The sequence below is a fragment of the Thermanaeromonas sp. genome (assembly GCF_021890735.1).
Taxonomy (GTDB): domain Bacteria; phylum Bacillota; class DSM-521; order Neomoorellales; family Neomoorellaceae; genus Thermanaeromonas.
On the sequence record NZ_JAKKUR010000052.1, the window covers coordinates 1 to 11,323 of the forward strand.

General features: G+C 47.9%; 11 protein-coding genes. All 11 read right to left on the reverse strand.

Annotated elements, in window-relative coordinates:
- The coding region (locus L5656_RS08200; RefSeq protein ID WP_297201621.1) for an aminopeptidase P family N-terminal domain-containing protein at window positions 1-247 on the reverse strand (247 nt) is incomplete at its 3' end.
- Between the two features lie 192 nt (window positions 248-439).
- Window positions 440-1,594, reverse strand: coding sequence for an iron-containing alcohol dehydrogenase (locus L5656_RS08205; RefSeq protein ID WP_297201623.1), 1,155 nt, complete (start codon window positions 1,592-1,594; stop codon window positions 440-442).
- 36 nt (window positions 1,595-1,630) lie between these two features.
- Window positions 1,631-3,478: an aldehyde ferredoxin oxidoreductase family protein gene (locus L5656_RS08210; protein ID WP_297201625.1), complete on the reverse strand. Its 1,848-nt coding sequence runs from the start codon at window positions 3,476-3,478 to the stop codon at window positions 1,631-1,633.
- 17 nt (window positions 3,479-3,495) lie between these two features.
- The gene (locus L5656_RS08215) at window positions 3,496-3,741 is read right to left on the reverse strand and encodes a hypothetical protein (RefSeq protein ID WP_297201628.1); all 246 of its coding nucleotides are present in this window, start codon (window positions 3,739-3,741) and stop codon (window positions 3,496-3,498) included.
- Between the two features lie 37 nt (window positions 3,742-3,778).
- Window positions 3,779-5,059: a TRAP transporter large permease gene (locus tag L5656_RS08220; protein WP_297201631.1), complete on the reverse strand. Its 1,281-nt coding sequence runs from the start codon at window positions 5,057-5,059 to the stop codon at window positions 3,779-3,781.
- Window positions 5,060-5,551 carry a TRAP transporter small permease gene (locus L5656_RS08225; RefSeq protein WP_297201634.1) on the reverse strand — a complete coding sequence of 164 codons (492 nt, stop codon included), beginning with the start codon at window positions 5,549-5,551 and terminating at the stop codon, window positions 5,060-5,062. It abuts the gene before it with no gap.
- An 89-nt stretch (window positions 5,552-5,640) separates the two neighbouring features.
- Complete coding sequence (locus tag L5656_RS08230) at window positions 5,641-6,681, reverse strand: TRAP transporter substrate-binding protein (protein WP_297201638.1); 1,041 nt, start codon at window positions 6,679-6,681, stop codon at window positions 5,641-5,643.
- Window positions 6,682-6,812: 131 nt separating this feature from the next.
- Complete coding sequence (locus tag L5656_RS08235; RefSeq protein ID WP_297201642.1) at window positions 6,813-8,156, reverse strand: UbiD family decarboxylase; 1,344 nt, start codon at window positions 8,154-8,156, stop codon at window positions 6,813-6,815.
- 365 nt (window positions 8,157-8,521) lie between these two features.
- Complete coding sequence (locus L5656_RS08240; RefSeq protein WP_297201645.1) at window positions 8,522-9,967, reverse strand: hypothetical protein; 1,446 nt, start codon at window positions 9,965-9,967, stop codon at window positions 8,522-8,524.
- A gap of 1 nt (window position 9,968) precedes the next feature.
- Window positions 9,969-10,589, reverse strand: coding sequence for a 4Fe-4S binding protein (locus L5656_RS08245; RefSeq protein ID WP_297201647.1), 621 nt, complete (start codon window positions 10,587-10,589; stop codon window positions 9,969-9,971).
- A gap of 2 nt (window positions 10,590-10,591) precedes the next feature.
- Window positions 10,592-11,323, reverse strand: a 732-nt coding sequence (dmpG, locus tag L5656_RS08250) for a 4-hydroxy-2-oxovalerate aldolase (RefSeq protein WP_297201649.1), incomplete at its 5' end; no start/stop codon positions are given.

An 11,323-nucleotide genomic window follows, 5' to 3' on the forward strand; every position in this document is an offset into this window, starting at 1 on the left:
TGAACCCATAAGCCTTAATCCTCTCCACAAGTTTACTACCAAGGCTCTCCCGGGGAAAGAAATAGCCGTAAGTTGTTAAGCCCGCTTCCCTCTCTACATACTCGGCATCCAGCCATAAGGTGACCGCACAGGGCTCACCTTCCCGGGGTATAAGAACGGCCAAACATTCTATCTGAGTAAGGCCAGTGAAATAAATCAGGTTTTCGCGGTTGGCTACCAGCAAGACGTCTAAACCCGTCTCCGCCATCAATACCTGAGCTCTCGTTATTCGTTGGACAAACCTGGCTGGCAGGCCATTTCCTTCTTCACTAGAGTTTATTCGGGGCTAAGGCATTAGTGTTTAACCCACTTTTATGCTCTGTCCCCTGAAATTTGAAAATAGCAGTAAAAAGCAATGTACATAAACACTCAATCACTATACTCCGATTAGTATTTCTCCTTACAATGCCTTTGCTAGTATATCCATAATATCTTTTTCCGTGGGTTTTCTAGGATTCACTCTTAGCATACCATGTCCCATAGCATCTTTAGCTATACCTTCAATCATGTCCTCCGACACCCCTACCTCCCTTAACCTGCGAGGAAGGGCAATGTCCTCTATTAATTCACGAACTGCTTTGATCGCCTTGAGGGCTGCCTCTCTTAAGGATAAACCAGCAACATCTTCGCCTAAGGCAACTGCTATATCCCTAAACTTTTCTAATCTGGCCATAGCGTTAAACTCCATTACATGAGGCAAGAGAAGACCAATAGCTACCCCATGACTAACGTGCGCGTGCCCGCTCAAAGCGGCTCCAATAGAATGAGTAAGTCCCAGTAAGGAATTATTAAAGGCCATTCCAGCCAATAAACTCCCCAAAGACATATTGATACGAGCTTCTCTATCATTCCCATTAGCTACCGCAGTTCTAAGGCTCTTCCCAATTACCTCTATGGCTCTTAAAGCTAAAGCTTCTGCTGGAGGTTGCGCCATAGTAGAAACGTAGGTCTCAATAGCATGTGCTAAAGCATCGATTCCACTCGCTGCAGTTACACTTGGCGGAGCTGTTATTGTAAGTAACGGATCTACCAAGGCGAGTTCTGGGGCTAAGTAAGGGCTAGAAATGGTTATCTTTATATTGTTCTCCCAATCAGAAAGCACAGCAAATACAGTAACCTCACTACCTGTACCGGAAGTGGTAGGAACTGCTATAAGGGGTATATTTGAAGGTTTAGGAACTTTATTAACTCCAGCATACTCCCTGATATGGCCGCCATTTTCTACTAGTATCCGAGCACCCTTGGCGGTATCAATGGGGCTACCTCCGCCTACCGCTAAGATGGTATCGCATCCCGTCTCTTTGAAGCGTGAAGCACAGCGGTGAACAGTCTCTAAGCCTGGATCGGGTTCTACTTCATCAAAGATGACCGCTTTAACGCCCATCTCATTTAATGGCTTTTGGATCTGTTCAAGGAGCCCAGCCTTTACAACTCCTTGATCCGTAACGATAAAAGCCTTTTTCGCGCTGTAGCTCCGTACTTTTTCACCTATGCTGGAAGCTACGCCCGGTCCAAAACAAACAGTGGTCTTAAGTTGAAAAGTAAAAGATTCCATAAGTAAGCTTACCTCCCTGAACCAGAATTTAAGAGCTTACGAAATAAATTCTTCCAGCCCTAATCTGTCTAATGTCTCCTGAGTAGGAATACCATTTTCGTTCCAGCCGCGAACCGCATAGTATTCATTTAGCATCTGATCCAGAGGGGGTAAATTTTCTGCTGCACCTCCACTTCCTCGTTTTTGCGTGAGGATGCGAGGGGGTAAAACATCATCTTTACGGCTGATCCCGCACTTAACGTTGTAGAGGCGCTTCAAATTGAATATCCTTTCGCCACATTCGAGTAACCTTTCCGAAGTAAAATCTAGGCCGGTAGCCAAGTTTAGCCACTCTACAAGATCCTTAATCTTGATGCCGCCAAATAAAATGAACTTGCATAGCGCCAGGGAGTCAAAAACGCTCATAAGATTTTGAGCTTGGGCTACCAATCTTCCTTTGCCTTCAACGGAAAACCGATCTTGCGGCTCGGTAAAGCCAAACTCGGGTAGGGCCACATTGCGCTCAAAAATGTGACTAAAGCCTTCTAGATGGCAGGCTCCCCTGTTGGCCGTGGCGTATCCTACGGCTATGCTGTTGTATGCTCGCGGGTCGTGAGCAGGAAAGCCAAGGCCCTTAACCTGTATGGCAAATTCTTCTGCTTCTTGCCCAAACTCTGCCAGCAAAGATCTAAAACCTCTGGCCAAAAATGCACCAAAGCCTCTGTTTTGTCCCATCTGATGAATGAGTTCAATCAGGACTTGGGGGTCTCCCCAGCGTAAAATCAACCCGCCTGTATCCTTCTCCTTGACAATGCCGCGCTCGAAGGCTTCTATGCTAAAGGCAATTAAATTCGCAGCTTCTATAGTGTCTATACCGTATCGGTTACATAACTCATTGGCATAACAGATGGCCTCCAGGTTATCTATCAGGCAGGATCCGCCCATTAAGCCTAAGGTTTCATATTCGGGCCCACCTCCGTTGACCCCTGCATAAGGACCATCTGTAATGCTTACCCTTCTACCGCAACCTATGGGACAACCTGCACAGTGAAAGCGCCCGCTAAGTACTGTTTGAACCATACGCGGGCCACTAATTTTCTGGGCCCCTTCTTCCCACTTGCCATCCCGCCAGTTCCTTATGGGAAAATCACCTATCTGTTCACAGGGTATTACTAGACCTGCTGTACCAAATTCGCTTAGCCCTTTGGTTTTTTCTTTGATCAGTTTAATAGCTTCTTTTGCCTTAGTTTTCAGTTCTTCCTCGAAGGCTAAATTCGGCCTTCTTGTACCCTGAACAACCAGCGCCTTTAGCTTTTTAGAACCAGCGACTGCTCCTAGGCCACACCGTGCTGCTGCTCGTCCTTCCTTCCCATCGGTAAAGAGCCCGGCGATCCTTACCAGACGCTCACCTGCTGGGCCAATGGTACAAACTTCAGCACCTGGATGATATTCCTGAAGGGCCTCCGCAGTTTGATAGGTGTCTAGCCCCCAGAGCTTCGCTGCATCCCTTATCTCAACTTCTCCCTCATTTATCCATAAATACACTGGAGTATCGGCCTTACCCAATACCACCACGCCATCATAACCCGCTCGTTTCAATTCCTTACCCCAGTTACCTCCTACGCTGGCCTCTCCCCAGATCCCCGTCAGCGGAGACTTGCCTACTACCGAATGTCGCCCTGAGCACGGTACAACTGTACCTGTGAGCGGCCCGGTGAAAAATCCTAAAACATTTTCCTCACCCAAAGGATCTGTTTGCGGACCCGTTGTTTTAGCCAGGGTTATGGCTCCAAATCCGCTGCCTCCTAACCACTTGGATGCCAAAGCCTCGTCAACTTCTTCCACCCACCATTTTCTTTGGGTCAGGTCGACCCACAAAACCTTACCTACATAGCCGTATCTCACAGCAACTCACCCCCATCTTAGCCTCCCATAGGCCTTAACATAAGCCGCACTTCCATATTTTCGCCTAGCGGGTCATCGGGGCAAGCTATCTTATCTCCAATGAGAATCATAACTTGATCCTGGCCATATTTACCGATGTTAGACTTTCCAGCAACCAGCCCAATGAGTTCTTCTACCCTACCCTTTGGCGGCATATCTAATTCTGCCCACTCCATACCGTCCGAAAATACAAGAGGAGCCAGCAATCTAACCTTTACCCTCAAGGTGAACTACCTCCAGGCGCACCCATACTTAAGGGTTTTAGTGTTTAAATATGATACGGGGTAACCAGGTTACAAGTCCAGGCATATAGGTTAAAGCCATAAGCACAATAACAGCAGCACCAACCCAAACCCATATAGGTTTAACTAGCCTCTCCAGGGGCGTACCTGTAACTATAGACGTGGTAAACAGAGCCACACCCACCGGGGGGGTCATGAGGCCAATAACGAGATTCAAGCTAACTACCAAGCCAAAGTGTAAAGGATCAATACCTAGGGCAGAAATAATGGGTAGGAATACGGGAACAAGAATAATGATAGCCGCTATGGTCTCCATAACCATGCCAACGAAGAAAAGTAATATGTTCATCAGGAGCAAAACTAAATATTTATTGGTCGTGAGGGAAAGCATAAACTCGGCTATTGCCTGAGGTACTCGATCGAGGGCCATAGTCCAGCCTAGAATGTTGGCCATCGCCACAATGATCATGATGGATGCACTAACTATACCCGTACGTTCTAGTATTTTAGGGATGTCTGCCAGTTTTAACTTTCTATAGACTACAGTTCCTAAAAATACTGCCACCACCGAAGCGGCTGCAGCAGATTCCGTCGGTGTAGTTATGCCTCCCAGAATACCACCTAAGATAATAACAGGGACTAAAAGCGAAGGAGCTGCACCAAGAAAAGTACGTCCAACCTCAGCTAGACTTGCCCTCTGCCTTACTGGCCAACTCTCCTTCCTGCCGTAAAACCAAATCAAGACCATGTACGTGATACCGAGTAGCAATCCTGGAATAATTCCTGCAAAAAAGAGTTCACCAATAGATAGATTAGCTGCGACACCATACACAATAAGTACCATACTGGGAGGAATAATGGGACCCAAAATAGAAACGGCCGCTGTTAAACAAGTACTAAAAATTTCCCCATACCCGTCCTTTTTCATCTCAGGCTGCAGTACTCTCCCTAACAAAGCCGCTTCCGCGTTAGCTGAGCCCAAAAGGGCTCCCAGGAAACAGCCGACAATCACAGTAACGTAAGCTAGTCCACCCCTAATATGACCAATTACCGCACGTGTGAACTCGGCTAGCTTCTCGGTTACACCACCAAAACCCATCAATTCCCCTGCCAGGACGAAGAGGGGAATAGCCATAAGGCTAAAATTATCTACAGCGGCAAACATTCTCTGGGGCAGCATAGTCAGTAAGTATGGGTCCTGCATCAAGAGAGCGTGAACTACACCACTTGCTCCTAGTACGAACGCTATTGGTACTCCAATGGCTAGTGATACCACAAAAAGTGCTGGCACCATCCACATTTATTCTCTACTCTCCTTTTCTAAAATGGCAATTAATAATTGGAATATGCCTTGGAGGAGCGTCAGCCCCAGTCCTACAGGTAGGGCTAGGTAGGGTAAAACCATTGGCACCCTCATGGCAGGCGATCGCTGGTTTACCACGCTCGGCAGACCCACCAGGACCACGCTGTAGTAAAATAGAAAGATCAAAAGTACGACATTTAGAAACAACACTAAAACGCGCATCCAGCGTCTAACTGGCGGCGAAAGCTTTTCTACCAGTATCTCAATACTAGCCAGTTGCCCAGCTCGTAAGGCTACAGCCGCCCCCACGAATGTCATCCATACCAGAGAGTACCTAGCTAATTCTTCGGCCCAAAAAATAGGACTTTTTAAGAAGTAACGCCATACGACTTGCAAGGTCACAATAATAGCCATAATTCCAACAAAAACTTGCGTTAAGACCCTTCCCACGGTATCTAGAAATTTACTAGCAGCTCTAATCAACATCATAGCTTATACCTGCCCTTTCCGCCCGGTGATTAGCTCTGGTGGCTTGGGCTAGCCAGGCCACCAGAGCTTAACCTACACCCAGTTAAATCCTATTTGATGCTTTGTACATACTTAACAAACTCCGCAATGGCTGGATCCTGGGCCATATATTTATCGTACACACCCTTCGTTGCTTGGATGAAAGGCTCTACAGAACTCAATTCACTTATTGACACACCTTTGGACCTAAGTTCGGCTATTACCCTTTGCTCAATCTCTTGGATATCCTTGACGTTTTCCTCGATGACTTCTTTGGCTGCTTCTTCGATTATCTTTTTATCTTCCGGCGATAAGCTATTCCACCTGTTCAAATTAATCATCAGAACTGCCGGCCAGGTAAAATGACGGGATAGTGTTACATACTTAGCTACTTCGTAGTGTTTCTCCATCTGGATAGCACTCAGATCCATTTCCAGGCCATCAATAACTTTGTTCTGCAAGCCGCTGTAAATTTCCCCGTAAGCCATTGGAGTTGGACTAGCTCCTAGCGCTTTGAAAATATCTACATGAAGTGGTGTCTCTGCCACCCTGAATTTAAGACCTTTCAGATCATCCGGCTTTTCAACAGGTTTGGCAACTGTAACAAAGTGCCTGAACCCGGCATTATAGACAGCCAGCGGCTTGACGTTGTTTTTCTCCAAGCCTTTTAATAATTTATCCACGGCATCGCTTTTCATTACCTTCAGGTATTGATCCCAATTCGTAAACAGCCAGGGTAACTGCAAGGCACTAACTATTGGCGATGTACCCCCTATTGGTGCTGCCGAAATTTCAGCCATATCTAAAGACCCCTGCTGAACCTGTTCAAAGAGTTGCCGGTCATCACCTAGCTGCCGGGCTGGGTAGATAGTAATCTTAATTCTCCCGTTACTTTTCGCCTCCACTTTCTTCGCAAACTTTTCTGCTGCCACGTTCATAGGATGAGTAGGTTGCACAACGTTAGCCAGCCGCATATTAATTGTACCTTGTTTGGCTGAAGGCTCTCCGGGTTTATTCTCTTCCGCCTTTTTGCTACATCCGGCTAACAAGGGTAACAATGTAAAAACAGCAATACCTATTATTAGCCAAGCGGTTTTAAGTTTTTTATGCACTTTTTATTACCCCCTTAACCTTTACTTACAAAGTTTTTGTAAGCCAAGCTATATAGCAACCCCCAACCCTTTTCACCCTGGGGTTGATTTTAGAAAGCCATACTCCTACCTTTACTTTGCTACCACCTCCTTCAGTCTAAGTAATCTTCTAGCCTAATTTCATCTTCCCCCGGAATACGGATCCGTTCGAACCGTCCGGGAGGTGCATCCAATGGTACCGTAGCATCGATACCCATTTTGTCACTTATTCCATCGTCGCTTGAGGGATCTAATTTATTACCTAAGGCCCTCTCTACTATAAAAACATCCCTACCAGCCTGGCAGCGGGTAGCAATAGCCCACTCAACTTCTTCGGGTTCAAAAATGTTTACGTCCTTGTCCACTACCACCACATGTTTTATTTCATGGCTACTACTAAAGGCAGCAAATATTGCGTTTTTGGCCTCCCCCTCATTTCTTTTGTCAATGGAAATAACTGCATGGTACCTGCACCCCCCACCAGGGGTCAGGTGTACACTTACAACATTAGGCACTGTATTTCTAATGGTCTGTAATAAGCCAGCTTCCCGCGGAATAGCTCCAAGAAGAAGATGTTCTCTTGTTGCAGGAACTATCGTATGATAAATGGGATCCCGCCGTGAAGTCATAGCAGTTAACTCTATCACAGGTTTAGGTGAGGCTGGGCCATAATATCTGGGGTATTCCCCAAAGGGGCCCTCGATCTCTCTAACCCTTGGAAGTATCCTTCCCTCCAGCACTATCTCGGCCTGGGCAGGTACTTCTAGGTCAACAGTCTCACACTTAACCAGTTCGAGGGGATGGCCATATAAGGCTGAAGCAATAGTAAACTCGTCCACGCCAGGCGGTGTCAGCGCCTGGGAAGCCAGTAACACCAAGGGATCTAGCCCGATGGCTATGGCTACCTCTAAGGGCTTATCCTCTTTTTCAGCTGACTGGAAAAATTGAAATAGATGACGGGGTAAAATTAAGATTCCCAGACGGTTAGGCCCTAGAACCTGTAACCTATGGATGGAGACATTACGTACCCCCGTTTGGGGGTCCTTGGCCACCAGTACTCCGGCAGTTATATATGGTCCGCCATCTTTTTCATGGTGAATGGGTATCGGTAAAGAACCTAAGTCTACCCCATATACAATCTTTTCTTTAACCGGTGCATCCTTTGAATTTACCAAAATGCATTCGCCGGGATTTGCTTGTGCTTTTGAAAAGCGCTCAACTACCTCATCTTTAGAGACTCCCATAGCTAAAGCAATTGTTTCCCGGCTCGGGAGTATGCCTGTTACTACTGACATTGTTGAGTTTTCTACCCTATTAAACCTTAAGGCATATTTGCCGTCTGCTCTTTTACCAAGGGCAGCTAGCTCGTGCTTTAAGGCTACCTCACGGTTAATATGTTTCAATAGCCCTATTTCCTCAAGCTTAATCAACCACTGGCGTAAGGAAGTAAAGCTCACTTATCTTTCCCCCTCACGGTGGGCGGGGCTTGCCTTCACTTTGATTATAGGGTCTACGCCGGTCAAATCAGAAATATATGGTGTAAAATTAACCAAACTCCTCTTTAGACTCTCCGTACTTCTTTCTTATTTTTTCTCAAATTTCTAGGCAGCTCTTAGGGCCAGTCTAGAATATAGCGTATAAATGTCCTCAGTAGCGTTCCTCCAATTACTCTGTAGACTAAATACCACACACACTTTTGTTACCTGTTAATACCTTTTTGAGTGTCTCATGATTTACCTAACCTTTGTGTACCTCTATTACTCAATATAGGTAATTTTATATCGAACTTCCAACTTAACCGCCGACGTGGTACACACGTCTCTTAACTAGCACCTCTCTTTAATGCAAGCAGATCTACACCCCTTTGCCGTAACCACTTAGGCAACAGCTCATTCTCTACCCGTTCGCTTACCGCTGGTGCCCGCTTGAGTAGGAACTCGGCCAACGGCTCGCTTAAATTTATACCGCCTATGGCACCGTCGAAGATTAAGACCTTACGGGTACCGGTCACTTTGTACGCGAATTCCATGGCCGCCTCTGTAGTCTCGGCTACCACCGCATACTTCATATAGTTGAGGTTTTGTGGGTCGCGGTTGAAAAGTTCAGCCTGCTCCCGGCCTACCACTACCGTAGGAATATGCTCGCTGAAGAAGGCGCTGGGATATCCAGTCCAGGCATAGTTATGAACACACATCTTTATGGCCGGGTTGAGGGGCGGTATATCATCTAGGAGTGGCCTGCCTCGCTTTCCGTAAAAGGCTTCGGTGTACCAGGTGTAACCGGGTAGGGGATTGTCTAGATCATATAGGTCGGTGTTAGCCCCGGCAAAGTTGGCGTAGATGACACCGGCCGAGAACACATAGACTACCGGGCAGGGGAAGTCTAGGGCGACAATGCATTCGTCTATCTCGCCAAAGAGGGTCATCATCTTGCCGTAGTAGCGACATCCTAAATAAGTTACCCGGTCGTTTAAGGCATATAAATCGTTATCTGCATCCACGCCCATAATACCGTTAGGTGCCACCATCAAGAAGCAGGCGAAGGCGAACTTGTTCTGGACAAAGGGCGAATCGAAGATAGCCCGAGCCGTAAAGTTGGCCGCGCGAGGACCGAGGTTCTGGTGATAGGTGGAACGCGTCTCAATACGGGCATAGGACATGCCGAACGGCTTTACTGCGCGGTCAACTTGACGGTGGAAATGTACCTCCCGCACATCAGAATTGTGGGCATGGACAATCCAATCGGCATCGTATATCTTCTTTATACCGTAGAGGGTACCGATCTCGGTCTCGATGGGGATCCCTTCATCTATGGGTGCCACACCTATGGCTTTGCCGCCAAAATATTCATCCAGTCCGTAACGCTTGATATATTCCTCCGTCTCCCGGAAACGTAAGCCCACCCCCGCCCGAAGGCGGATATTCTTACATCCCGTCCGCGCTTCAATTACATCTTTAATAGTTTTGAGCATCTCGGCATAGGGTTCACCACCCAGGAGGGTAAAACCATGGTGGGAAGCTAGGATATTTACTGAGTGCTCCGGCTTTATTCTGCTCATATCTACCTTTTGTAAGGCTTCTTCCGTGGCCTTACGGATGGCCACTACTCCCTGGTCACCTGGGTATATAACCTCGGGCAAATCCGGGAAGAGCTCCTTAAGAAGCACCGAGGTCATACCCGGAAGCTCGCATACCCTCTTCCTTACCAAAGAGGGATCAATGCCGTACTGGGATTTCCGCGGGGGTATAGGCGGTATAGGCGGACGCATTTTAGCCTTCCCTCCTTCCTTGCAGGGGTGCTGCTATCACCCGCTCGAAAAGTTTAATATCTTCATCAAAGTAGAACCCGCGACTAGCATATTTCTGCTTTACTTCCTCGGGGATGTCCCACACCGTAGGAGTCCGGCCGTACCATTGCCAGCCACCTTTAGGCGGCGCAGGCTCGATACCTGCAGCCTTAAGGAGCCTTAAGATAGGCTGGATGCATTCCACTTTACAGCCCGTGCGTACCCCCGTCATAAAGGATACATCCTCCGGCGAGCGTGCTCCTTGCAAGATGGCTGCCGCTACTTCTTCCGCCCGAGTGGCAGTGCAGTAGCAGATTATCTGCTCGGGATGGAGCCTCGCCCGGCGGCAGAGCTCTATTACTTGGTTATAATCTACACCGTCCATATTTACAACCACTACTACGGGTTCTTCCCGCTTGACCATGGTGATGGCGTAATCCGGACAACGCTGTTCACAAGCTGCACAACCACGGCAACGTTCAGCATCCACCACTGCCTTCCGGTTCTCCACTTTGATGGCTAGAACCGGGCACACCCGCTCGCAGGTTCGGCAGGCCTTACATTTTTCTTCATCTACGACGGCCACAAGGTTTACAACCTTCAACCTTACTTCCCTCCTTTCTTTTGTGCCAGTTGATAAGCCACATCAATGATCATATCTTCCTGGCCCCCGACCATTCTCCTCCTTCCTAGCTCTACCAGGATATCCCGTGGATCGAGCCCAAACTTTTCGGCCGCCCGGTAAGTATGAAGAAGGAAGCTAGAATATACGCCTGCATACCCCTGCATCAGGGGCGCATTGCGCACCACCTGTGGCCTATGCATAATAGGCTCCACAATATCCTCGGCCACATCCATAATCTTGTAAAAATCTACCCCCGTCTCGTACCCGGCTTTCTGCAGCACACCAACCAGAGCCTCGGTCTGGGTATTGCCAGCACCGGCACCTAAGCCCCGGCAGGCGCCATCTAGGAAGGTAGCTCCCACCTCCAAAGCTGCCAAGCAGTTGGCCGTGGCCAAGGTTAAGTTGTTATGAGCATGGAACCCCACCGGTACTTTAACTTTCTCCACTACTGCTCCTACCCGGGCCTTTACATCCTCAGGGAGCATGGCGCCAGCCGAATCGGCTATATAGATATAATCTGCGCCATAGCTTTCAAAGAGCAGCGCCTGTTCTACTACCTTTTCCGGTGGGACCATGTGAGCCATCATGAGAAAACCGAAAGCTTCCAGACCCATCTTTTTAGCCAGGCCGATATGTTGTTCACCGATATCGGCTTCGGTGACATGGGTAGCCACCCTGACTGCCTTGGCCCCGCAGTCGATGGCAAGTTTTAG

Coding starts and splice junctions, on each gene's coding strand:
- L5656_RS08205 (WP_297201623.1), bottom strand. CDS start 1,594: ATGGAATCTTTTACTTTTCAACTTAAGACCACTGTTTGTTTTGGACCG.
- L5656_RS08220 (WP_297201631.1), bottom strand. CDS start 5,059: ATGTGGATGGTGCCAGCACTTTTTGTGGTATCACTAGCCATTGGAGTA.
- L5656_RS08225 (WP_297201634.1), bottom strand. CDS start 5,551: ATGATGTTGATTAGAGCTGCTAGTAAATTTCTAGATACCGTGGGAAGG.
- L5656_RS08240 (WP_297201645.1), bottom strand. CDS start 9,967: ATGCGTCCGCCTATACCGCCTATACCCCCGCGGAAATCCCAGTACGGC.